The 23,464-nt window shown below is 68.0% G+C and carries 21 protein-coding genes and 2 pseudogenes; 6 read left to right on the top strand and 17 right to left on the bottom strand.

Translation table 11 applies throughout. The features are described 5' to 3' along the window. Window positions 1–4: 4 nt before the first annotated feature. The 4 genes from alc to NQU54_RS42655 form a co-directional block, all read right to left on the bottom strand. The gene (alc, locus tag NQU54_RS42640; RefSeq protein WP_257635681.1) at window positions 5–1,120 is read right to left on the bottom strand and encodes an allantoicase; all 1,116 of its coding nucleotides are present in this window, start codon (window positions 1,118–1,120) and stop codon (window positions 5–7) included. Between the two features lie 51 nt (window positions 1,121–1,171). Beyond that, window positions 1,172–2,512 carry an allantoinase AllB gene (allB, locus tag NQU54_RS42645; RefSeq protein WP_257635682.1) on the bottom strand — a complete coding sequence of 447 codons (1,341 nt, stop codon included), beginning with the start codon at window positions 2,510–2,512 and terminating at the stop codon, window positions 1,172–1,174. A 168-nt stretch (window positions 2,513–2,680) separates the two neighbouring features. Beyond that, complete coding sequence (locus tag NQU54_RS42650; protein ID WP_257635683.1) at window positions 2,681–3,406, bottom strand: aspartate/glutamate racemase family protein; 726 nt, start codon at window positions 3,404–3,406, stop codon at window positions 2,681–2,683. A 44-nt stretch (window positions 3,407–3,450) separates the two neighbouring features. After that, window positions 3,451–4,923: an NCS1 family nucleobase:cation symporter-1 gene (locus tag NQU54_RS42655; RefSeq protein WP_257635684.1), complete on the bottom strand. Its 1,473-nt coding sequence runs from the start codon at window positions 4,921–4,923 to the stop codon at window positions 3,451–3,453. A gap of 154 nt (window positions 4,924–5,077) precedes the next feature. Here NQU54_RS42655 and NQU54_RS42660 point away from each other — a divergent pair. Beyond that, window positions 5,078–5,517 (top strand): annotated as a pseudogene (locus tag NQU54_RS42660) (IclR family transcriptional regulator domain-containing protein); the annotation flags it as partial. Window positions 5,518–5,634: 117 nt separating this feature from the next. Here the strand turns inward: NQU54_RS42660 and NQU54_RS42665 are convergent. Next, window positions 5,635–6,426: an IclR family transcriptional regulator gene (locus tag NQU54_RS42665; protein ID WP_257635685.1), complete on the bottom strand. Its 792-nt coding sequence runs from the start codon at window positions 6,424–6,426 to the stop codon at window positions 5,635–5,637. A gap of 270 nt (window positions 6,427–6,696) precedes the next feature. On the opposite strand from NQU54_RS42665, the gene NQU54_RS42670 reads away from it, so the two are divergent. Next, complete coding sequence (locus NQU54_RS42670; RefSeq protein WP_257635686.1) at window positions 6,697–8,055, top strand: NAD-dependent malic enzyme; 1,359 nt, start codon at window positions 6,697–6,699, stop codon at window positions 8,053–8,055. A gap of 72 nt (window positions 8,056–8,127) precedes the next feature. Then, the gene (locus NQU54_RS50375) at window positions 8,128–8,385 is read left to right on the top strand and encodes a glycerate kinase (RefSeq protein ID WP_372506381.1); all 258 of its coding nucleotides are present in this window, start codon (window positions 8,128–8,130) and stop codon (window positions 8,383–8,385) included. 216 nt (window positions 8,386–8,601) lie between these two features. On the opposite strand, the gene NQU54_RS42675 is transcribed toward NQU54_RS50375, so the two are convergent. The 9 genes from NQU54_RS42675 to NQU54_RS42715 all read right to left on the bottom strand — a co-directional run bounded on the left by NQU54_RS42675 (window position 8,602) and on the right by NQU54_RS42715 (window position 16,069). Next, entirely contained in the window at window positions 8,602–9,951 is a 1,350-nt protein-coding gene (locus tag NQU54_RS42675) for a hypothetical protein (RefSeq protein WP_257635687.1), read from the bottom strand. A gap of 50 nt (window positions 9,952–10,001) precedes the next feature. After that, the gene (locus NQU54_RS42680; protein WP_257635688.1) at window positions 10,002–10,832 is read right to left on the bottom strand and encodes an ABC transporter permease; all 831 of its coding nucleotides are present in this window, start codon (window positions 10,830–10,832) and stop codon (window positions 10,002–10,004) included. Next, complete coding sequence (locus NQU54_RS42685; RefSeq protein ID WP_257635689.1) at window positions 10,829–11,074, bottom strand: hypothetical protein; 246 nt, start codon at window positions 11,072–11,074, stop codon at window positions 10,829–10,831. The genes NQU54_RS42680 and NQU54_RS42685 overlap by 4 nt, the downstream gene beginning before the upstream one ends. Further along, a complete protein-coding gene (locus NQU54_RS42690) occupies window positions 11,067–12,389 on the bottom strand; it encodes a sugar ABC transporter ATP-binding protein (protein WP_308408540.1) in 1,323 nt (440 codons plus the stop codon). The genes NQU54_RS42685 and NQU54_RS42690 overlap by 8 nt, the downstream gene beginning before the upstream one ends. Then, the gene (locus NQU54_RS42695; protein ID WP_306279653.1) at window positions 12,274–12,780 is read right to left on the bottom strand and encodes a substrate-binding domain-containing protein; all 507 of its coding nucleotides are present in this window, start codon (window positions 12,778–12,780) and stop codon (window positions 12,274–12,276) included. The genes NQU54_RS42690 and NQU54_RS42695 overlap by 116 nt, the downstream gene beginning before the upstream one ends. After that, complete coding sequence (locus tag NQU54_RS42700; RefSeq protein WP_257635691.1) at window positions 12,744–13,232, bottom strand: substrate-binding domain-containing protein; 489 nt, start codon at window positions 13,230–13,232, stop codon at window positions 12,744–12,746. Before NQU54_RS42700 ends, NQU54_RS42695 begins: the two co-directional genes overlap by 37 nt. A gap of 162 nt (window positions 13,233–13,394) precedes the next feature. Further along, complete coding sequence (locus tag NQU54_RS42705; RefSeq protein ID WP_257635692.1) at window positions 13,395–13,571, bottom strand: hypothetical protein; 177 nt, start codon at window positions 13,569–13,571, stop codon at window positions 13,395–13,397. A 2-nt stretch (window positions 13,572–13,573) separates the two neighbouring features. After that, entirely contained in the window at window positions 13,574–14,458 is an 885-nt protein-coding gene (locus NQU54_RS42710; RefSeq protein ID WP_257635693.1) for a LacI family DNA-binding transcriptional regulator, read from the bottom strand. Window positions 14,459–14,998: 540 nt separating this feature from the next. Then, window positions 14,999–16,069 (bottom strand): PP2C family protein-serine/threonine phosphatase, encoded by a 1,071-nt coding sequence (locus NQU54_RS42715; RefSeq protein WP_308408541.1) that lies wholly within the window; start codon window positions 16,067–16,069, stop codon window positions 14,999–15,001. A 557-nt stretch (window positions 16,070–16,626) separates the two neighbouring features. On the opposite strand from NQU54_RS42715, the gene NQU54_RS42720 reads away from it, so the two are divergent. The 3 genes from NQU54_RS42720 to NQU54_RS42730 all read left to right on the top strand — a co-directional run bounded on the left by NQU54_RS42720 (window position 16,627) and on the right by NQU54_RS42730 (window position 21,583). Then, complete coding sequence (locus NQU54_RS42720; protein ID WP_257635695.1) at window positions 16,627–17,967, top strand: FAD-binding protein; 1,341 nt, start codon at window positions 16,627–16,629, stop codon at window positions 17,965–17,967. A 629-nt stretch (window positions 17,968–18,596) separates the two neighbouring features. After that, window positions 18,597–20,678, top strand: a complete 2,082-nt coding sequence (locus NQU54_RS42725) for an ATP-binding SpoIIE family protein phosphatase (RefSeq protein WP_257635696.1) — start codon at window positions 18,597–18,599, stop codon at window positions 20,676–20,678. A gap of 530 nt (window positions 20,679–21,208) precedes the next feature. Beyond that, window positions 21,209–21,583: a hypothetical protein gene (locus NQU54_RS42730; RefSeq protein WP_257635697.1), complete on the top strand. Its 375-nt coding sequence runs from the start codon at window positions 21,209–21,211 to the stop codon at window positions 21,581–21,583. Between the two features lie 100 nt (window positions 21,584–21,683). On the opposite strand, the pseudogene NQU54_RS50380 reads toward NQU54_RS42730, so the two are convergent. From NQU54_RS50380 to NQU54_RS42745, 3 genes and pseudogenes are all read right to left on the bottom strand, one after another. Next, a pseudogene (locus NQU54_RS50380) lies at window positions 21,684–21,916 on the bottom strand (ATP-binding protein); the annotation flags it as partial. 532 nt (window positions 21,917–22,448) lie between these two features. Further along, window positions 22,449–22,982: a hypothetical protein gene (locus tag NQU54_RS42740; RefSeq protein WP_257635699.1), complete on the bottom strand. Its 534-nt coding sequence runs from the start codon at window positions 22,980–22,982 to the stop codon at window positions 22,449–22,451. After that, window positions 22,961–23,464 (bottom strand): metallophosphoesterase family protein (locus tag NQU54_RS42745; protein ID WP_257635700.1); only part of this gene is annotated, 504 nt, incomplete at its 5' end. The genes NQU54_RS42740 and NQU54_RS42745, both read right to left, overlap by 22 nt.

Consider the following 23,464-nt stretch of genomic DNA (forward strand, 5'->3'; position numbering starts at 1 on the left):
GGGCTCATCTGCCGAGCGTCTGGTACCGCTCCGCCAGTCGCGCCCCGCCCTCCTCCGTCAGGGAACCGTGCAGCCGCAGCCGCGCGATGCCCCCGTCGGGGTAGATGTCGATGCGGGCGTGTGTGGCGATGGCCGCCGTGCCGAGGACGAAGCGGTGGTTCGTATCGGGCTGGAGACGGGTGCGCGGCAGGACTTCGGCCCATTCCCCGTTCTCGCCGTTGCGTACCGACACCGAAGCCCACCCCGCGGCGTTCCCCTTCAGATACGCCGTGTCGATCTCGATCGCACGGATCTCGGACTGGGCGGCCAGCCGATAGCGGATCCAGTCGTGCCCCCGGTCCCGGCGGCGGCGGGTCTCCCAGCACTCGTGCATCACCCGCGCCCGGCCCGGCTGAATGGAGTTCGTGGCGGGCGAGTAGAAGAGGTTCGACGCGTCCTCCGCCTGGCCGCCGTTCTCCAGGGCCACGACGTCGAAAGTGCCGAGCGCGGCGAGCCACGCGGGGTCCGGGACGACCTCGCCGTAGACCCTGAGGCGCGCGATGCCGCCGTCGGGGTGCTGGTTCACACGCAGGTGCGTGAAGCGCTGCTCGACGGACACGGCGAAGCCGTTGGCCGCGTGGCCGCCGACCGGAGTGCGGGGGACGAGCGTGGTCCACTTCACGTTGTCCGCGAGGAGTTCCTCCGGGGACGGGGTGCCGGGGAAGGACACGCCCTCGACCGACACGGCCTGGGGGTAGTTGCCGCGGAAGTGGGCCGTGTCGACCACGACGCCCCGCACGACGCCCGGGGCGCCGAGCCGGACCAGCGCCCAGTCGTGGTCCTCGGCCGTCGGCCACGGGTGGTCCGCCGAGGCACCGCGGCGCCTACGCGTCTCCCAGCCATCCATGATCTTGCCCTTGTGCCCGAAGTGCTCGGGGTCGAACTCGGGACGCCCGGGCACGAGGAGGTTCTCGCGCTGGGCGAAGAACTCGTCGTTGGCGGCGATGACTCCGGCACCCAGTCGACGGTCGGCGAGGTTGGCGTGGTGAGTGAAGGGGAAGTCGGCGGTGCGGTAGTCCGCGTAGGGATCACCGCCTCCGTAGGGGTTCGCGTCGCCGGTGAAAGTCGGTATCGCCGTCACTGTGATCAGGTCTGCCTTTCGGTGTGGACCGCCGGAGGTGCGGAATGGGCATCAGGAGGGCCGGGTGAGGAGTTGGCCCTTCGGTTCGGTGAACTCGCCGTCCGCGACGACGGGTTCGCCACGCAGCCAGGTGGATCTGACCACGCCGTACAGGGTCCTGCCGGCGTACGCCGTGACCCGGTTGCGGTGCTGGAGGGCCGCGGGGGTGACGGTGAACGTCTCGTCGGGGGCGAGCACGGCGAAGTCGGCGTCCCGGCCCGCCGCTATGGCACCCTTGCGTGCGTCCAGGCCCACCAGCCGTGCCGTAGCTGTCGACATCCAGCGGACCACGTCCTGGAGATCGTGGCCCCGCTTCCGCGCCTCGGTCCATACCGCCGACAGGCTGAGCTGGAGGCCGGAGATACCGCCCCAGGCGGTGGCGAAGTCGTCGGTCTTGAGGTCGGCCGTGGACGGGGAGTGGTCGGTGACCACACAGTCGATCGTGCCGTCGGCCAGCGCCTGCCAGAGCACATCCTGGTTGGCGGCCTCGCGGATGGGCGGGCAGCACTTGAACTCGCTGGCGCCGTCCGGGACTTCCTCGGCCGTCAGCGTCAGGTAGTGCGGGCAGGTCTCCACCGTGATGGCCACGCCCTCCCGTCTGGCCCCGGCGATCAGCGGCAGCGCGTCGCTCGACGACAGGTGGAGCACGTGCACACGGACGCCATGCCGCCTCGCCCGTTCGATCAGGGTCGTGATGGCCGTGACTTCGGCGCCACGCGGGCGCGAGGCGAGGAAGTCGGCGTACTTCGGGCCGCCCTGCTGCGGAGCGGAGGCCAGATGGTGCGGGTCCTCTGCATGGACGATCAGCAGTCCGCCAAAGCGGGCGATCTCCATCATCGACCGGTCCAGTTGCTCCCTGTCGAGTGCCGGGAACTCGTCCACGCCCGACGGCGACAGGAACGCCTTGAAGCCGAAGACGCCCGCGTCGTGCAGCGGCCGCAGGTCCTTGACGTTGTCAGGGAGCGCGCCGCCCCAGAAGCCCACGTCTACATGTGCCCTGGCTGCGGCGACCTCCCGCTTCGTACGGAGGTGGTCGACGGTCGTTGTCGGCGGGAGGGAGTTGAGGGGCATGTCGACGAGGGTGGTGATGCCGCCGGCCGCCGCTGCGCGCGTCGCGGTCCAGAAGCCCTCCCACTCGGTGCGTCCCGGGTCGTTGACGTGCACATGAGTGTCGACCAGTCCGGGCAGCAGGACGTCGTCGCCGACATCCTCCAGCCGGGCTCCGGCCGGCACCTCGGCGTCGTGCGGGAGCACGTCCACGATCCGGCCGTCGGCCACGGTGACGGACGCGGGGCGCGTGCCGTCAGGGGTGATGACGCGCGTTGAGCGCAGTACGAGCTGTACGTCGGGCAATGGACCCTCCTCCTGTGCTGGTTCTCTGTTCACGGCCGCTCTTCACCCACCCCTGGAATTTCGAAGAGCGGAAAGACATCTTCATGGCCGGGTGCCGCGCGTCAGTACCTTCCCGGCCCACCGGGCCTCATCACAGCGGGCCGGACCCGGCCTCGCGCCCCACCTGCGTCAACGCGTCTGCGGAGGCCAGTTGACCATGCGCTTGGGCCGCGGCGGTGCGTATGTGCGCACCTTCGAGGTGGACAGCCCGAGCCGGACGAGGGACTCGGCGATCGTCACGGCGGCACTCACTCCGTCGACGACGGGGACCCCGGTACGTTCGGCAACCCGCTCCGTGAGGCCGGACATGCCTCCGCAGCCCAGGCAGATCACCTCCGCCCGATCGTCCTCCACCGCGCGGGCGGCCTGTTCGACGATCGCGTCGACGGCGGCCCTCTCGTCCCGTTCCAGATCGAGTACGGCGAGGCCGCTGGCGCGCACGGAGGCGCACCGGGCGCTCAGGCCGGCGACGTGGAGACGCTCCTCGATGAGCGGAACCGTGCGGTCGAGGCTGGTGACGACGGAGTAGGAGCGGCCGAGGAATTGGGCGGTGCTCGCGGCGGCCTCGGTGATGTCGACGACGGGCACGTCGAGCAGCTCCTGCAAGCCTTCCCGTCCGTGCTCGCCGTATCCGGCCTGGATCACGGCGTCGAACGGCTCGGTGTGGGCGCGGACTGCCTCCATCACGGCGACGGCGGCGAGGTAACTCTCGTAGTTGCCCTCCACGGATTCCGCTCCGAAGGAGGGGGTCAGCGGGACGATCTCGGTACCGGGCGACGCCGCACCGGCCGCCTGCTCACCGATCGAGTCGGTGATGGACTGCGTGGTGTTCACGTTCACGACGAGGATGCGCATGGATCGGCTTTCTGGACGGATTCCGGTGGGCTCTGCTGACCGGTTCACTCGGCGGCGACCGCGATGGCCTCGCCGTCCACGTCCCGGATCAGGACGTTGCGGTCCGCGATGACGGCGTACAGCCCGGCGCCGAGGATGGCGCCGATGAACCAGGAGAAACCGGCCACAGTGTGGAAGGCCGGCACTAGGGCGATGACGACGGCGATCGCCGCGGAGGGCACAAAGGCCCAGACGGCCCGCGGGTTGTAGCCACGGCGGTAGTGGTATTCGCCCCGCGCGTCCTCGGTGTAGAGGTCGGGCACGTTCACCCGGGCCCTGCGCAGCAGCCAGTAGTCCGCCATGATCACACCGAAGAGCGGCCCGAGCAGGGCACCGAGCCCACCGAGGAAGTACTCCACCGCGATCGGGCTGTTGTAGAGGTTCCACGGCAGGATCACCAGTCCGATGACCGCGCTCACCAGGCCGGCCCGGCGGAAGTTCAGCCGCCGCGGGAAGAGGTTGACCAGCGCGTAGATCGGCGCCACGAAGTTCGCCAGCAGGTTCACCGCGATCGTCAGCGCGATGAGGGCGAGCGACGCCGCGGCCAGCAGGATCATGTTCGGGATGGTCCTGACGATGTCGGTGGGGCTGGTGATGATCTGGCCGTCGAGCTTGAACTGCGCGCCGCTGAGGACGACCACGATGACGGCGAAGAAGAGCATGTTCACCGGGATGCCGACGACGTTGCCGCGGACGATGGAACCGCGGCTCCTGGCCGACCGGGTGAAGTCGCAGAAATTCAGTACGAAGGTCCCGTAGATCACGACCCACAGCGCGGCGCCCTGGAGGACGTGCAGCCACATCGCGCCGCCGGTGAGCGGGTGGCCGTTGGACAGGGAGATCGATCCTCCCGCCCGGAAGAACATCCAGGCGGCCAGCGCGGACATGGCGATGAGGGTCGTGGGCGCGGCGAAGGCCATGTAACGCCGGATCATCTGCATGCCGTAACTCACGATGAGGACCTGAAGGAGCCAAAGGATCATGAAGGTGATCCAGCCGAGCGGCGGCTGACCGAGCACGGAGTGCGCCTGAAGGGCCCGCAGACCCGGGAACATCGCCAGCAACAGGGCATCCAGGACGGAGGAGGCGAGGTAGGTCTGGATGCCGAACCAGGCGATGGCGACGGCGCCGCGAATACCGGCCGGTATCTTCGCGCCTTTGATGCCGAACGCGATGCGGCTCATGACGGGAAAGGGGACACCCGTTTTGTGCCCCATGAACCCCGACAGGGTGAGCAGCAGGAAGAGCAGCAGGGACGCGAGCACGAAGGCCGCCAGAATGCCCCACACGTTCAGGCCGAGCGCGAAGAGACCGATCGCGAACGCGTAGTTTCCGAGGCTGTGCACATCATTGGCCCAGAGCGTGAAGACGTTGTAGGCGCCCCAGCGGCGCCCTTCCTTCTTGGTCGGAGCGAGATCGTACGTGTAGAGACCGGAACTGGCGGTGCCATTGGTTTCCACGGACGATCGGTCATCCACAACAGGAGGCATACGGGGCTCCCGGGGCAGGGGGGAAAGGCGCAGTGGGTAGTTTCTGCATACCGGAAGAATACTTTTGGCATGCAGAACGTAGTTTTCACCGAGAGCACCGTCAAGAGTCCAGGCGAAATTAAACCGGGACAAGGGCAAACCGTTGTCAATCGGTCGGAACGCTCCATGTCAAGCCTGGGTGGGTCACCGACCCGGCCGGGTGGATCTGAGCGAGCCCTCCGCTGTCAGCGGTCTGCCGCCGCCTGATGCGCACGCTCGTGGCCTGCGGATATGCCCGTCAGCAGCCCAACCGCCGGTATGCGCTCGGCCCCGACTGGTCGAGGAGTCCGGCGAGACGGCGAACTTGGCACTGCTGGATGGCGATGAGGTCGTGTACGTGGCGCAGGTTGCTCACCCGTACGGGCAATGCCCGCCACCGCGGAGAAGACGAGCGCGGCTTCCTGACTGCCCTGGAGGGCATACGCCGCCTCGGGTACGCGGTCGACGACAACGAGCAGAAGATCGGCGATCCGCTGCCTGGCCGCCTCCGTGCCCGCCCCGCCGACCGCCGTCGCGATCTCGGCCTCGGGCCCCGCAGGCCGAGGAATGCCCTTGCCGTTGAGGGCGGAGGGCCTCGGCACTCTCGCGAGAAAGATCTGCCCCAATCCGGTCCGACCAGATGCTGCCCGCCGGCGGGTTGGGCGCGGGCGGGCAGCACTCTCAGCTCAGAGCCGTCGAACTCAGCTCGGCGGACAGGTCCTCGGCGGCGTTGACCAGCAGTGGCACAGCCCGGTCGATCAAGTCTTGGGTCATCCGCGGCGCGGGGCCGGAGATGGAGAAGGCGATCCTCGACGACACGTTGGGGATCTTCACGGCCACACAGCGGACGCCGATCTCCTGCTCGCCGTCGTCGGTGGCGTAGCCGTGCTCGCGGACCCAGGTCAGCTGGTCCTGGAAGGTCTGCGGGTCGGTGATGGTGTGCTCGGTGTGCTCCGCCATACCGGTACGCCGCAGCAGCGCCCGGACATCGGCCTCGGAGAGGTCGGCGAGCAGCGCCTTGCCGACGGCCGTGCAGTGCGGCGAGACCCGGCGACCAACCTCGGTGAACATGCGCATCGAGTGCAAGCCCGGCGTCTGCGCGACGTAGACGATCTGATCGCCGTCGAGCATGGCGAGGTTGGCGGTCTCGCCGAGGAAGTCGACGAGTCTCGCCAGGTGGGGCATGGCCCAGGTGGACAGCATCCGGCCGGCACTCTCGCCGAGCCGGATCAGTCGGGGGGCGAGCACGTACTCCCGGGACGCCTCCTGGCGTACGTAGCCGAGGTCGACCAGGGTCCGGACCAGCCGGTGGATGGTGGGCAGCGGCAGGCCGGACGTCTCGGCCAGCCGGGACAGGCTGGCCGAGCCGCCCTGGTCGGCCAGCGCCTCGAGCAGTTCGAAGGTGCGGACGATCGACTGGACGCCGCCAGATCGCGCCGGAGATGACTCCTCGGGGCCCTGCATTTTTCGCATGGCGAAAGCATACTTCCTCAGTTTGGGCCGCCGCGGGGACTTCGACCAGGTCGTGCGGGCGAAGTTCGTCGGGGCAATGGGGCCAGCACCCGGCATCCGGGATCGACCCCTGAGGCCGTCCGATATCCGCCGAGCCGCCAGGCGGCGGGGGCCTCGGCCTTTCGCATGGCGGAAGTGCGCACGTTCCCGGGTGACTCGCGGCCGGACGGCTCACTTCCGGAGGCCCTTGGAGCCCTTGACTTCTGCAATACGGAAGTTAGGCTCCGCAATATGGAAATCAAGGTTGGTCGTAAGACGACGCCCCCGACTCCTGGCTACTCGATCACCATGCGTGTCGAGGCTCCCGCGGAGTCCGCGATGGCTTCGACGATCGCCGAAGCCATCGGGGAGGCGGGCGGGGCACTCACCGCGCTCGACGTCGCCGAGCGTCGGGCCGACCGCATGGTCGTCGATGCCACCTGCGATGCCCGCGACGCGGACCACGCGGAGCAGATCGGCAAGGCCGTGGCCGCCGTCCCCGGGGTCACCGTCCTCGAGGTCAGCGATCGGACGTTCCTGGTCCACCTCGGCGGGAAGCTGGAGGTGACGCCGAAGGTCCAGCTCAAGCACCGCGACGACCTATCCCGCGCGTACACCCCCGGCGTGGCGCGGGTCTGCACGGCGATCGCCGAGAACCCGGCCGACGCCCGCCGCCTGACGATCAAGCGGAACACCGTCGCCGTGGTCACCGACGGCTCGGCCGTGCTCGGACTGGGCAATATCGGCCCTGAGGCCGCGCTCCCCGTCATGGAGGGCAAGGCCGCGCTGTTCAAGCAGTTCGCGGACATCGACGCTTGGCCGGTCTGCCTCGACACCCAGGACACCGACGAGATCGTCTCCGTCGTCAAGGCCCTGGCGCCGGTGTACGGCGGGATCAACCTGGAGGACATCTCCGCGCCACGCTGCTTCGAGATCGAGGCCCGGCTGCGCGAGGCACTGGACATCCCGGTCTTCCACGACGACCAGCACGGCACCGCCATCGTGGTCCTGGCCGCCCTCACCAACGCCCTTCGCGTCGTGGGCAAGCGCATCGAGGACATCACGATCGTGGTCTCCGGTGTCGGCGCGGCCGGCCATGCGATCATCCGGCTGCTGCACAAGCAGGGCGTCGGGGAGATCATCGGCTGCGACCGGCGCGGCGTCCTCGACCCCGAGCAGGAGGGGATGGACGACTTCCGGCGGTGGATCGCCGACAACACCAACCGCTCCGGCCGTCGTGGCACGCTCAGGGAGGCACTGGGCGGCGCCGACGTGTTCATCGGAGTCTCCTCGCCGAACCTCCTCACGGTGGAGGACATCGCGGCGATGGACGCGGGCGCGATCGTGTTCGCCCTGGCCAACCCGGACCCGGAGGTCGATCCGACCGCCGCCGGCCGGCACACCGCGGTGGTCGCCACCGGGCGGTCCGACTACTCCAACCAGATCAACAATGTGCTGGCCTTCCCCGGCTTCTTCCGCGGACTGCTCGACGCGGGCGTCTCGGACATCACCGGCGAGATGATGACCGCCGCGGCCCGGGCCATCGCCGCCGCCGTGACCCCGCGGCAGCTGTCGGCCGACTCCAACCGGAGCCGGGTCTCCCGGAAGTGAGATCGTGCAGATGATCCAACCGCCACCCGCCAGCGGCCATGTCGTCATCGCGTCGGACAAGTTCAAGGGCTCCTGACCGCCGTCGAGGTCGCCGACCACGTCTCGGCGGGCCTGCGCGCAGTGATCCCGTCCCTGCCGATCCGCACCATCCCCATCGCTGACGGCGGCGAGTGCACCCTCCAAGCGGCCCTGTCCGCCGGCTTCCTCCGCGTCGACGTCACCGCCGCAGGACCCACCGGGGAACCGGTGCGGGCCGCGGTCGCGGTCAAGGACCGTACGGCGGTTGCAGAGGGCCTTGCAACGCCTTGCCGACGATCTCCTCGACATTGACAAGGTCCCTGTCGTCAACCACGCGGGCGTTCTTCACGACACCGCCCTGCTCTTCGAGGTCCGCCTTCGCTGATCGCGGAGCAACGAACACGGCAGCAGGGCGGCGGAACGGCCAACACACCTGAGCGGAGCGGCGGATGGTACACCGAGGACTTCGCCGACACCGTCGCGTGGCCGTGCACTGCGTCTGCGGCCCTTCTCTTCCTGTCTTTCTCGTCAACCGACGGCGACGTGCGGCGGGTTTTCCAATTGAGCGGCCACTGTGGTCCAGGTTTCGACGAACGATCCGTAGGCGGTCTTGATCTCGACCCCGACAGGCAGTTCCGGGCATTCGTTCTCGCCGTTGGTGCCCCAGTTCACCCAGCCTGACTGGCGTCGCTGGACGACCTGGAATGCCCCTGAGGCCTGAGAGGTCCACCAGACCATCGCCCGGCGGTACCGGGGGTGGTACTCGACGGTCTTGGTCGCCGGTCCGGCGAAGATCGTCTCGTCCGCCGGCGCGGACACGTCGACGCCGTCGCGGGCGAACGTCCAGGGCCGGTCGGTCAGGTCGGCCCGGACATGGGACGCTGCCCTGACCTGGCCGAGGCACTTTCCGATGTCGGCATCGGGCAGGGCACCTTCCCAGGTGCTGAACAGCCGCCAGTACAGATCCCAGTGCGCGGAGTCGAAATCACCGGTGAGCAGCGACTTGAACGTCTCGAACTTCTCGGTGGCCGATATTCCGGAGGCCAGCAGTTTGCCGACCATGGTCTTCAACTCCTCGGCGTAGGGGTCACCGGCGCGGTAGCGCGTCCCGTCGTATGCCTCGAAGCGGGTGAAGACGATGTCGCCGGCGCCGCTTTCGAACTCGTCACCCACTGTGATCTTGTTGCTTACGGAGCGTCCGTTGATCACCGCCTGGAAGTCGTCGACCCGGTAGCTGCGGGTGAAGTACGGCGTGCCGTGGGTGAATCGCCAGTCGATGGAGAAGGTCTTCCCCCGGAGCTCTTCGAGCAGGCCGTCGGGGACGGTGCCATGCATCCGGTAGTGGTGCAGGACCGGTCCCCGCTCGATCACCTCGATATCGACGGTGGTGTGCTCGGGCGGGTTGATGAGTCCGTTCTCCGGGGTGAAGAACGGCCCGTAGAAGCCGCCGATGGCGTTGTTGCCCGAGGGCAGGAGGTCCACACCCTCGGCCACGGCGCCGAAGTGACGCAGTCCCCATTTGGAGGCGCCGGTGCCCTGGGCGGTCCCGGTGCACGTCTCCAGGTCGAAGTAGCCGGTGTCCAGGCGGACGAACGCGTCTGGTTCCTTGGGTTCGCGTATGCGGATGCCGCCGCCGACACTCTGAGCCGGTCCGGCCAGGGTGAGCTCGACCCGCTGCTCGAAGGAGACGACTGCGACAAAGGTGGTGCGCCCCGGGGCGGCCGGGGCGGTCAGCCGTTGGCAGAGCACCTCCACGCCGGTGTCGGTGCGGGCGGTCCACAGGTCTCCTTCGAGCGCGGCGTCGACGGTGAACGTCAGGGGTTCGCTGACGCGGCGGCCCGGAAGAGGGTCGGTGATGACGACGACGGGCAGAGCCAACGGTCGCTCCTCTCGCTGCGTGGGGCGGTGGCTTGGGCCGGGGAGAGTACTCAGCTCCGCTGCGTGGTGGCGGTCGCGGCGCCGGCCGCCGATGGGCGGCGCAGTCGCAGCGGGTGCCGCTTGAGGCTGTCGATGGCCACCGCGAGGATGATGACGACGCCCTTGATCAGCAGCTGGGTGAAGAACTGGACGTTCATCAGAATGAGTCCCGTGCTCAGCACACCGAGGATGACCGAGCCGACCAGGGTGCCGACGAGGCGTCCGCGCCCGCCCATGAGACTGGTCCCGCCGAGAACGACCGCGGCGATGGCGTCGAGTTCGTAGCTGGTGCCGGCGGTGGGCTGGGCGGAGACCACGCGCGCGGCGAAGATGACGCCCGCCAGGCCGGCGCAGGCACCGGCGATGGCATACACGGACGTGGTGACCCGCCGCACGTTGATGCCGGCGAGGCGGGCGGCTTCCGCGTTGCCCCCGACGGCGTAGACATGCTTGCCGTAGCGGGTGCGTTCGAGGGTGAACCAGGCGACGAGGTAGACGACGACCATGATCACCACGGGCACGGGGATCCCGGCGATGTAGCCGTTGCCGAGGTCACGGAAGTTCAGGACGTTGGAGACGACCGGCTGACCGTCGGTCATCGTATAGCCCAGGCCGCGCAGGAAGGTCATCGTGCCGAGCGTCACGATGAACGCGGCGAGGGAGAGGTATGCGATCAGCAGGCCGTTGACGACCCCGGCGGCGGCGCCGACGAGCACACCGGCGACGACAGCGACCGGCGAGGGCAGGCCGGAGGTGGCGGTGAGTACCGCGACGATGCCGGAGACGGCCACGATCGAGCCGACGGAGAGATCGATCCCGGCGGTGAGGATCACGAAGGTCATACCCGCCGCGAGGATGGCATTGATGGAGATCGACCGGGCGATGTTGAGCAGATGTCGACAGTGGCGAAGTTGGGGGCGATGGCCGCCATCAGGGCGGTGAGCACGACAAGGACGACGAGGATGCCCACCCGGTCCCACCAGTAGGCGAAGTCGAAGCCCGACGAGGTCACCGGCCCGCGCCGCGATTCGACGGTGGGCTCCGGTTTCACCTGGAGCCGAGGGCTGGGAGAGTGGTCACTCATTGTCTTCTCCATGGGCGTACTCCACCGTCCCGGTGGCGTGGAACATCACGTCTTCCTCAGTGGCATGGCGTGAGGGGAGTTCGTGCACGATCTGCCCGGCGCGCATCACGAGGATGCGGTCGCTGATGCCGATCGCCTCGGGCAGGTCGGAGGAGATGACCAGAATTGCCTTGCCGACAGCGGCCAGCTCGTTGATGACTTCGTAGATCTCGCTCTTGGCTCCGACGTCGACGCCGCGGGTAGGCTCGTCGAGGATGAGGACGTCGCATGTGCGCATCAGCCAGCGCGCGAGGACGGCCTTTTGCTGGTTGCCGCCGGACAGGGCCTTGGCCGGGAGGCGCAGCGCGCTATGGCGCAGTCGCAGCCGGTGCATCTGGCCCTCGACGGCGCCGCGGATCCGTTCGCGCTTGAGGACACCGGCATGGACGTGGCCCGCCAGCGAACTCACCGCGATGTTGTCCTCCACCGAGTGGTCGAGGAAGAGCGCCTGTTTCTTGCGGTCTTCGGGGACCATGGCGATTCCTGCCGCCATCGCCCGGGCGGGGCTGGTGGCGGTGGCCGGCCTGCCATGGACGGTGACGGTGCCTCCGGAGGGCTTGTCCGCGCCGAAGATCAGCCGGGCCACTTCGGTCCGGCCGGCACCGATCAGCCCCGCCAGGCACACGACTTCACCGGCCCGGACCTGGAGGCTGACCGGACCCGTGCCGTCAGCGCCGCGCAGCCCCTGGACGTCCAGGACAACGTCGCCCGCGCTGCGTGAATCGCGGTGGTAGAGGTCGTCCAGCGGGCGGCCCACCATCATCCGCACCACGTCCGGCGGGCTGATCCGGTCCTTCTCCCGCGTGCCGATGAAGGTGCCGTCGCGAAAGACGGTGACCCGATCGGCGAGCTGCCAGACCTCTTCCATGCGGTGGCTGATGTAGATGAGTCCGGTGCCCGCGGCGCGCATCTCGCCGATGAGGCCGTACAGATGGAGCGCCTCGGCGCGTGAGAGGGCCGCGGTCGGCTCGTCGAGCACGAGGATCCGGGCGCTCTCACTGACCGCCCGGGCGATCTCCACCATCTGCTGCCTGCCCACGCTGAGCTCGCCCAGTTCGCGGCGCGGGTCGATGTCCGCACCGATGCGGATACGCCTTCCGGTGGTCAGGCGGTGACGGGCGACTGTTCTCGAGTGCCCGCACCATGTGGCCGTCGGTCTCTCACCAGCCCTTGTAGTGGGCGACGTTGTCCCGGGTGACCAGCTCACTGGGGATGAGGATCGTGGTTTCCTTCGGCGGCTTGTCGCGGATGATGTCCTGGGCGACCTGCACGGCACGCCGAACCATCTCGGCCGGGTTCTGCGTGGCGGTGCCGATGTACGGCGACCTGGCACGCTTGAGTTCGGCCACCCCCTCCGGACTCCCGTCAACCCGGGTGACCTTCACCCGACCGGTCTTGTGGGCCTGGGTGACCGCGAGGACCGCACCGAGGGCGGAGGGGTCGTTCATTCCGAAGATGCCCTGAACGTTGGGGGTGGCGGTGAGCATGTCGGTGGTGACGGCCAGGCCCGACGCACGGTCGTTCTTGGAGGACTGGTGCCCCACGACCTTGATCCCGGGGTACCGTTTCATGGCCTTCTTACAGCCGGTGATGCGGTCGCGGATCGTCTGGATCGGTGTGCCGTCGACTATCAGGACGTTGCCCTTGCCGCCGATCTCCTTGAACAGATAGTCGCAGGATCTCTCACCGGGGCCTGCACGGCGTCCGTCATGATCACAGCGTCGGCTCCCTTGGCGGGAGTGTCGACGGCGATGACGACGATGCCCGCCCGCTTGGCGCGTTCGATCGCCGGCTGTATGCCGTTCCCGTCGACGGCGCTGACGATGATCAGGTTCACACCCTGCTGAATGAAGGTGTCGATCTGGTTGTTCTGGTTGGCCAGGTCGAGTTGGGCGTCCTGGGTGTTCTCGGTGGCACCGACCTTGGCGGCGGCCTGCTTGGCACCCTTGTCCATGGCCGAGAAGAACGGGTTGGACATGTCCTGGACCATCAGACCGATCTTCTTGATCTTCTCGGGCTTGCCCTGGGCCCGATTGTCGCCGGAGGTGCAGCCGGCCAGGCTCAGCGCCACCAGGGCGGCCGTAGCGACGATGACGTGCTTGCTGGTGATCGACTTCATGCTGTGCGTTCCTTCGGGTGCTCGTCTGCGGCCCAAGGGGGCAGACGTGTGGCTGTGCGGATGACGGTCGCGTCGATGTGGAACCGGACGATTGGTGAGCGTGCCGGGTTCACCGGCGGGGCTGTTCGGGGCGCGTGGTCCGGCTGCGGTGCGCTGCGCGGGTCAGCAGCCGCAGGACTTCCTGATGATGAGGTCGGCCGTCATCTCCTGGCGGTGCTCAGGTCGATAGACGGGTGTGGTCGCCTTGCCCAGGCGTTCGGCCTCCACCTGCTCGTCGATGATCCCGGTGAGGATCTGTGCGGCCAGCACGCCGATGGTCTCGCTGTCCTCGTTCAGCACGGTCAGTGGAGAGTCCAGCAGCGGGGCCCAGGGGAATCGTCGAAGGCCACGATCGCGACCTCGTCGGGTACCTTGACCGCCCGGTCCTGGAGGACGCGCAGGGCACCGTGCACCATCGGGTTGTTGCCCGCGATGATGACGCGCGGCAGGGCACGGCCGGGGGTGTCCAGGTAGCGGCTCAGCGTGCCGTAGGCCGACGCCGTGTCGTTCTCACTCTCCAGCACCTCCAGCGTGGCGCCGTACGCGGATGCCGCCTCACACAGCCCGCGCTCACACTGTGCGCGGGTCGACCAGCGCGCCGGATAGGCCAGGAACAGCCAGTCGGTGTAGCCGTGGCCGGCCAGATGGGCACCGACCTTCATACTGGCGCCGATGTTGTCCGTGGTGATGCTCGGCACCCGGTCCGCGCCCTCGGGTGGCGCTGAGTCCACGAAGACCACGGGAATGTCCCACTTCTCCAGCAACTGAATGCTCCGCCGGCTCAGGGTGAGCGTCGCGATCACCCCGGCGGTCCGTGACTGGATCAGGTCGTGCACCAAAGAATCCTCCACCGCGCGGGTGTAGACGCCCTCCGCGGCGACATCGGCCACGATCGCGGCACGGTCCGAGTGACGCAGGGTGCGCTGGATCCCGGTCATCAAGTCCAGGTAGTAGTAGTTGGAGGTACTGGCGGTGATGACGGCGACCGAGCTGCGCGTGTTCCGCCGCAGTTCCTGAGCGGCCCGGTTCGGCACGTACCCCAGGTCGCGGGCGGCCTTCAGCACCCGTTCCCTGCTGGCTGTCGACACTCCGTCGCGGTTGCTCAGCGCACGCGAGACCGTGTAGACGGACAAACCGGTGGCACGACTGACATCGCGCAATGTGGGCTTCTTTGTCACTTCTGGCACCGCTCTACTAAACGATTAGGGTGATCGCCGTGCGCTGCCACCAGCCTGCCCTAAACGATTAGGCGTGACCGTGCGTCGCCCCCCTCGGCACGTCAAGAGTTCACTCAGGGATTCGCAGACCCACGTGGTCGCAGCACCACCCGCGCCGAAGACTCACCCGCCCAGGCAGAGACCCAGGCGGACGCCGGCGCCGGTTCTCGCACGGTCGGCGATCGTCAGCCGTGGTGCCGCGACAGGTTGTCCACGACGTGGAGATTGCCACAGAGTAAAGTTCTGGTAAGCAATCGCCGTCGGCCCCGTCGGGCTCTGCGTCCCCCACCGGTCAGCGGAGCCGCCATGGGGTGGAAGGAACACGACACCGCCGGTGGCACCGCCGCAGCGGGAACAGACGGCCCGGGCGGCACCCGTCGCTGCCGCCCATGCCGGGTGACCCCGGTTGCGGGGGCCACGACGAAGCCGGCCACTCCAGGTAGCGGCCTCATCCGTAGTAGGGGCGCGATCGAGTGACGGACGCTCCCGGTAATGCGCAGGTCACCATGGTCAGCATGCGGTTCGACGCTGCTGTGCGCCCGGAACTGTGGCCGCGCGGGTGATGGCGACAATGGCCACGTCGTCGTTGATGCGTCCGCCGACGTGCTGGAGCAGGTCGGCTTGGAGGTAGCACACCAGGGACTGGACAGTGCTGCCTTTCCAGGCAGCAAGGCGCGCGGGGAGCGGGTAGAAAGTACCGGTGGAGTCGCGGGCCTCGGTGACGCCGTCGGTGTAGAGCAGCAGAAGATCGCCGTCTTCGAAATAGAACATCCCGGCCGTGAAGTCACATTCCGACACCATGTCGAGTCCGAGCGGCGGTGCGGGGTCGGTGGCTTCGAGCGTGGTGATCTCGGTGCCGTGAACGAGAAGGGGTGGCGGGTGGCCACAATTCACCATTCCGGCGACACAGCTTTCGTCGTAGACGTCCAGCACCAGGGCGGTGACGAAGGACTCCCAGGTCTCCTGGGAGTCCTCGCCGGAGTGGATCCAATTCCAGTAGACCGCGTTGCCCAGGTGGGCGGCCACACCGGGCAGCGAGAGATTGCAGTATGCGGACCCGCGGAAGGCGCCGATCAGCACTGAGGCGTCCCCCACAGCGGACAGTCCCTTGCCGCGGACGTCCCCGATGACCAGCCGCGTCGCGCCCTCAACACGTACGGCCGCGTATAGATCACCGCCAATCTGCGCCTCTTCCTGAGCCGCGTGGTAGACGGAGGCGATGCACAGTGGTCCGACCCGGCCGGGAAGCGGGCGCAGCAGCACCTCCTGGGCTGCCACCGCTACCGAACGCACCAGGCTCAGCCGACGCAGATGCCGGTCGGTCGCATAGCGCAGGACCGTCACCAGCACCGAAATCACCACCAGTGCGCCGAGCTGTGCCTGATGGGGCGAGGTCATCACACCGCCCTGCACATGGCTGAGCAACACCTGGGCCGCGACGGCGAGCGCGCCGATCATGGCGGTCTCCGCTGGGCCCGCGAACGAGGCGGCAATCGCGGGTGCCGCGACCAGGAAGGGGCCGAAGGGGATGGTCGCGGGAGTGTTGATGTCGACCAGTGTGATCGCCACAATGAGGCCCACGGGAACAGCCAGCAGCAACGGACTCGACCACTGTGGCCTGATGGAACGAGCCGGGTCGTACCGAAGACGCATATCTCCTGCATACACCCGACACCACCGGTTACGCGGGGCAACAACCCCGCCATGGCTTCCGTAGCCTCCGAGAGATTCGCTCCCGTTCGCTACTTGATTGCTGACTTCAATAAAGGCCGTATTCGCCCGCTCCTGGACAGTCCGCCCCCCGGCGGGAAGTGTCCGTTGCCCCCGGACAAGGGGGCTCGTCGTTGCGCCGGACCATGGTCGTACGGCCTGCCTCACATCGATTTTCGGTCCGATCGCGAAGCGCCCCGGTACAGGCACGATGACGACGGTACGATCGTCTGGTTTATGACGTGGGGTCCGTGATGTGCCGCCTGGAACGGGCGGCGGGCGGAAGGGGGAGGCATGACGGAACAGGTGGAGCGACCGACGGATTTACGAACAGGGGCGGCCGGGGTCGAGGTGGTGGCCTTCGATCCGCAGGCACGGGTGTGGGTGACTGAGGCGGAGGTGAGCGCCGGCGGGCCGTCCTGGTGCATGTGCCGCGCCTGGAGGGCTCGTTACGGGCGGACGAGACGTTGCTCAGCGACGACGGGGATGACTTCGGACACATCGTGCACCACATCCCGGGAGGCGTGCTACGGACCGGTTCCGTCGAGGAGATCGCGGCGATGATCCGGTTCTGCAACGCCTACCGCATCGAGGTGGCCGCCCGCGGCCAGGGGCACGGGACGTACGGACAGGCGCAGGTGGACGGCGGGCTGGTGATCGAAACCGAGCCGCTGAACGGGATCGGGCCCGTGGAGGCCGGGCAGGTCACGGTGGGGGCCGGGGCGGTGTGGAGTGCGGTGGTACGCGAGACGCTACAGCAGGGGCTGACGCCCCCGATCTTCACCGACTATCTGGAGCTGTCGGTGGGCGGCACCCTGTCGGTCGGCGGACTCGGTGGCCAGGCATGCCGGTTCGGTGCCCAGGTGGACAACGTCATCGCGCTGGATGTCGTCACCGGAGCCGGGGACCTGGTCAGCTGCTCGCCCACCCAGCGGCCGGACCTGTTCCACGCGGTGCTCGCCGGCCTCGGCCAGTGCGCGGTCATCGTCTCGGCGACGCTGCGGCTGGTCACCGCCCCCCAGACCGTATGGCACTACCAGCTGTCGTACCTGGATCTCGAGACATTCCTCGCCGACCAGCGGCAGCTTGCCGAAGACGAGCGGTACGCGTATGTCGAGGGGTGGGTCGAGGCGAACGACGAGGGCGCATACACCAATTGCGTGCTGGAGTTCGCCGTCTACGGACCGCCCGCCGGGTCCGAGCCTGACGACGCCGAGTGGCTGCGCGGCCTGAGGTACGACCGGTCCCACCGGGTCACCGCCGAGTCGCTGCCGTACTTCACATTCCTCAACCGTCTCGCCGAGGGCGTGAAAAAGCTCAAGCACATCGGCGTCTGGGACTGGGCCCACCCCTGGCTCAACCTGATACTGCCTGGCGACCGCGCCGCCGAGTTGTCCCGCACCCTGCTCGATGAGCTAGCCGGACAGGAGATCGGCGGCCTGGTGCTGCTCTACCCACTGGCACGCCGCCACCTGCGCACCCCGCTGCTGCGGGTCCCAGACGACCCGGTGCCGTATCTGATGGCCGTCCTATGGGCGCTCGACCCAAAGGACCAAACGACGATAACCGCTCGGGTGGCCGCCAACCACGCCGCGTACAAGCGGGTCCGCGCAGCCGGCGCCACCCAGTACCCCGTGGGGTCCATCCCGATGACCGCCGACGACTGGCGCGGCCACTACGGCGCGGCGTGGGAAGAGTTCGCCGCCGCCAAGCGCCGCTACGACCCGCATCTCCTGCTCGCCCCGGGTCAGCACGTCTTCACCACCTGAGCACGCCCGCCCATCCGCTCGCATGGCGGGCCGACCGATGACCCCACATCGTCGTTCACCAGCCCGGCCAGCCGGTCGGCTATGACCTGGCACTGCCGTGGAGGAGCAACCGCCGTTCGGCATCCGGCGGCTTGGGCGCACCGCCATGCCGGGTCGCAGCCACCGGCAACCTGACGATCCCGACCTCCGTCGGCCGCGGCATCCGGTGGAGGCTGGCAGTCACACGTCCGCAAGTCCTTTGGACCGGGCAGAGGGTCCCGTCCCGCGTGGGCCGGCCGACCAAGGCACAGAGAGGGCCGCAGCGAAGCCGCTGGTAACCGCTGCTATGCGGCGTGCCGGTCCATTGCGGGCATAGTCTGTGTGGAAGCGGTGGCCGATCACGGTCTTGATCCTCGGCAGCGTCCGGCGCTGGTTGTCGGCCATGTACGACCGGGCCCTCGCTGGTCCCGATCGGACGCTGACCGGTACCTCGTGGCAATGGCGGCCCGCGAGGATCAAGCTCTCTCAACAGCTACGACAACCCGAATTAAACCCCGGTAACTCCTGATGTATTCGCTATTCGATAAATGGCAGGAATATACATCTATAATGGGAATGGAACCGACCAGGTTGCGGAGGAGAAGCGCAATATGAAGTCCTCTACCGCTTACGCCGACGTTGGGTTCTCCTCGTTCGACGACATTGTGACGGCCATGCTCGACGCGCAAGGCATCGTGCTGCGCTGGTCCCGCGCAGCCGCCGAGCTGCTTGACCGAACAGCCGAGGAGGTCTGCGGCAACCCGGTCGGGCATCTGCTCGCCGACTCCTCCGAGTGCCGGGCCGAGCCCATGGTGAACGGAATGCCGACGGCGGGACGGGCCCTGCTGCGGCATCGCTCCGGCGCCATCGTCGAAGTCTCCTTCCGGATTTCTCCGCTGGAGAACTGCTCTGATTTCCTCATGCTGGCCGTCCCCACTCCCTGCCGGACCGACACCGCCAAGTGGCAGCGCTCCCGCCACGACCTGGAGTTGCGCCACCAAGCCTCGGCCACCATCGGCCGCTCCCTCGATGTGAAGCGCACTGCCCAGGACCTGGCCGACGTCCTCGTCCCTGCCCTGGGCGACCTCGCGTGGGTCAACCTGGCCGAGTCCGTGCTCGGTGGCGACGAGCCCCCCAAGTTCCTCGGCGGAGGAGAGTTGCATTTGCGTCGGGCCGCCGTGGCCTCGGCCACCGGGCCCTGGCCCGCCGCTCTACTCCAGCCGGGGGCGCCGGTCCCTCCGTTCGGGGACTGGCCCGGCCTGCGAGCCCTCCAACGCGGTGAGACCATCATTTTGCGCGACCGGACCGGCATAAACGATGGGCTCTCGCGCGCCTTCCCGGATGCATTCTCGTTGCTTGTGCCTGAGCGCGCGCATTCGATGGTGGCTGCTCCCTTGTTCGCCCGCGGCTTCCTGCTCGGCACAGTTGTGGTCTGGCGCACGGAGTGGGCCGAGCCCTTCACCGACCTGGACGCCGGTCTGCTGGCGGATATAGCCTCCGCTGCTTCGCTGAGCGTGGACAACGCCCGGCGCTACACCCGCGAGCACTGCGCGGCCGTCGCCCTGCAACAGCGCCTGCTCCCTCGTGCCACCACCGACACTCCGGCATCCGTGACATCAGGCTTCTACCTGCCCGCCAGTGGCGGTGCCGACATCAGCGGAGACTGGTTCGACGTCATCCTCCTGCCTTCGCTGCGGATCGCCTTCGTTGTCGGCGACGTCATCGGCCACGGCCTGCCGGCCACCGCAACCATGGGCCGCCTTCGCACCGCCGTCCAGACCCTGGCCGATCTGGAGCTGGGACCCGAGGAACTGCTCACCCATCTCGACGATCTTGTCGCCCGGCTGGCCGCCGAGGCCGACACTGCTCACCAGGACACCGTTGGCGCCACTTGTCTGTACGCCGTCTACGACCCCATCGCCTGCCAATGTACGCTCGCCAGCGCCGGCCATCCGCCCCCCATTCTTCTCCAGCCCGACGGCACCGGTAGCCCCGTCGCGCTCTCCCCCGGCCCACCCCTCGGCGTCGGCGGTATGCCTTTCGAGACCACCACCATCGGCCTGGACCCCGGCAGCATCCTCGCCCTATACACCGACGGCCTGCTCGGCTGCCACGAGCACGACGTCGACGCCGGAATCCAGCAGCTGACCGATCGCCTCGCCGCGCTCATCCACCCCGGCCGCCCCCTGGACGCTATCGGTCGTACCGTTCTGGCCGACGTCGCCCCACGGCCTCGCGACGACATTGCCCTGCTTCTCGCCAGCACCCGAGCTCTGCCAAGGGACGCCACGGCCAGTTGGGAGTTCCCCGCCGATCCCGCCGTCGTCGCCCGCGCTCGGAACGCAACCTCGCACCAGCTCAGCGCCTGGGGCCTCGAAGAAGCGTCCTTCACTGTCGAACTCGTCGTCAGCGAATTGGTCACCAACGCCATCCGCTACGCCGGCGGCCCCATCGGGCTCCGGCTCATTCGCGACGCGACACTCATCTGCGAAGTTACCGATCCCAGCAACACCCAGCCGCGGTTGCGCCGCGCCCGCACCACCGACGAAGGCGGCCGTGGACTGTTCCTCGTCGCCCAGTTCGCCACGCGCTGGGGCTGCCGCTACGGCCAATCCGGAAAGACCATATGGGCCGAGCAACCGCTCCCTGAAGTTCCCCCTGTGGGCTGCATAGGTGAAGGCCGGGGCGTGTGAGCCTGGAGAGAGCACCGAACAGCGGATACGCGCAGCCCGCGCTGAATGCACCGACCGGCTCCTCGCTATTGGTGAACGACGCCTGCCTGCGGTCCTGACCAGGTACGCCTAGCGCTACAACGTCGGTCGGGCCCTGAAGGGGTGTCACTATGCCGATCAGGTTGTTGAGTTGGGCGTTCTCTGTCGATGGTGAGGCAATCGGAGAGGCGTGGTGTGGTACTCGTTGAGCAGTCCATCGAGCACCTGCCGAGACCTGACCGCGGCAGCGGGGCATCGGCCCAGCAGGATCTGGCCGAGTTCTGCGGCAGCGACAGCTTTGGGAGGGCCCTCACCCGGCCACGCCGGCCCGGGCGGGAGGGGTCCCGGTCGGGGAGGGGTTCCATGGGGCCATGATGCGTCGAACGTCATCCAGCGCCGTCCTCACCGTTGTTGTCGCTGCCGTGTTCGTGGCTCTCACTTCGTGTTCCTCGGATTCTTCGGACGGGCCCTCCGCCAAGGGCCGGCCCAGCGGGTCCAGCTCCGGTTCACCGGTGTCCGACCCCGCGCCGACTCCCCCGGAGACGGCCACGCCGTCGCCCTCGCCGACCGGGCCGTGCGCCGACGGGACGTGCGAGATCGAGGTCGCCGTGGGGGATGTCGTGACAGTGCCGGCGACGTACGGCCTCGGGCGGATCAAGGTGACGGCGATTACTGGCGGCGAAGTCGACATGGTCGCGCAGCTGACGGGGTCGGGCTACAGCGTTTCAGGTTGTTCCGGTGGCGGCGGCGTGTCATCGGAGGGCGGAGGCGGCGTCGGTCTGAGCTGCGGTGAGGGACCGGCCGCGACCATCAACGACGCCATGAGCCTGGAGGTCCTCAAGATCCACGACACCACCGCCGTCCTCCGTATCGAACCCGCCGGGTGACGTACGGCTTGGCCCTTGGGTGTCAACGGTCTTTGAGATCGCCATGTAGGTGGTGGTCGGTGGATGTCCGGGCTGGTGGACATGTGATTCCCGGGTGGGGTCAGTTCAGTGGGATCACTACCTTTCCGGCAAGGGCTTCGGCGAGGCGGTGTGAGTCGCCCTCGGCCGGGACGAGGTGTGCGTGGTGCAGGTGGCGGTGGCGAGCGTCTTAGGCATGATCGAGTCGAAGCCTGAGAGGTGGATGTTGCTGATCACGGCCACAGATCGGCGTTCGTAGGCGGCATCGATGATCCGGTAGAAGGCTTCGGCGACGTCCTGTCCGGCGGGGAGCATATGGCCGTGCATCTCGTACATCTGCACCGGCGCGCCGACGAGCTCTGTGAAGAGATACGGATCGATCGAAGCGTAAGCCTCTGACTCGTGCGCCGTCGCGAGGCGGGCTCGCATCATCTCGATACGCAGATCCATAACTGCGGTGACGGTGTGCGCGAGCTCGGAGCTGCCGCCCGCGGCGTAGAGCGCTCGCGTGAACGCGAGCCCGGTCGGGGTGGCGAGCGCCGTCACCGCCTGAACCATGCACAGGACCTCCGCGCCGCCCGAGGCGATCTGCACCCACGACGTCTCCGCCTGCTTCGCCAGCGCTCGCACGAGCCCCGCCACCACCTCCGGTAGGCACCGCACCCGCACCAGCCACAACTGCCGCCCCACCGCCTCCGACCGCACCGCACCGCACCGCACCGCACCGCACCGCACCGACCACCCGAACTCCCGCCTCGTTCCGCAGCCGCGTGTACCGGCGCGCCACTGTCTGGTCCGAAATCCCCAGCAGCAGCCCGCGTTCCCCGAGGCCATCCCCCCTGGCGGTTCAGTCGGGCAGCTCGTTCAGAACCAGCCCCAATTCGGCCGCCAGGTCGATCGTTCGGCGCGGTGTTGGGCACTGCCTGGCCAGGCTGGTTTGGTCGAGGCGGCCGTTACGGGCTTGGAAGAGAACCTTCGCAGCAGGATGCTGGCACAGTTCGTTCGGAGTGAGTTCGCTGGCGACTCGATGCGCTGTGGCGACCAGAGTGGGGAATGTCGACTCCAGACCCGCGGCCCACTCTTGGAGCGCCTCCAGCCACCGGTGTGCCGCTGGGTCAGATGTTGAAGAGAACCGCTCTATCGCATGAGCCAGCTCCGGCCAAGTGGAGTCATGCCAAGGCTTGGTCTTCAGGACGGGCAACTGCCACTGGCGCTTGATGGTCGACCAGTGGTCCCCGTGCGCCTTCACCGAGTGGACCGTGAACCCTGGGACACATAGTGCGGTCAGGTTCCAGCCGTGGCAGGCACCGGTGTCGAGACCGAAAATCCTGCCGTCGCGGATCATCGGTTCCCGGCCGGTTACGTGATGGCCGAACACCACCGGCTTTGCATCGATGTAGTGCTCATGCCAATAGCCGTCGGGAACAGTGCCGTGAGCTCTCGTTCACCCCTCGTCGAGCCACAGAGGATCTCCTCCCGCTGGTGCGACAGCGGGACTCCGGACAGCATCGCGGCGTGGACAACACGGACGTGCTCGTTCTCGAAGTAGTACGGCAGAGCCCGCATCCATTCGACCGTTTCGGCGTAGCGGTCGCCGAGCTGCAAGCGCGTGATCTCCTGCGCGTAGGAGAAGATCTCGCGCACGTGCTTTCGCTCATGGTTGCCCATGACCACGACCGAGTTCAGACGTTCACGGAAAAGCCTGACCACAGCACCGGGCACTGGACCTCGGTCGACCAAATCACCGACGCTGACCAGCAGGTCGTCCGGTTGGATGTCGACTTCATCAAGCAGTTCGAGCAGCTCGTCGAAGCAGCCATGGATGTCGCCGATGACGATCGTACGCCGCATGCGGGCGATCTT

Source organism: Streptomyces malaysiensis subsp. samsunensis (assembly GCF_024519315.1).
GTDB lineage: Bacteria > Actinomycetota > Actinomycetes > Streptomycetales > Streptomycetaceae > Streptomyces > Streptomyces malaysiensis.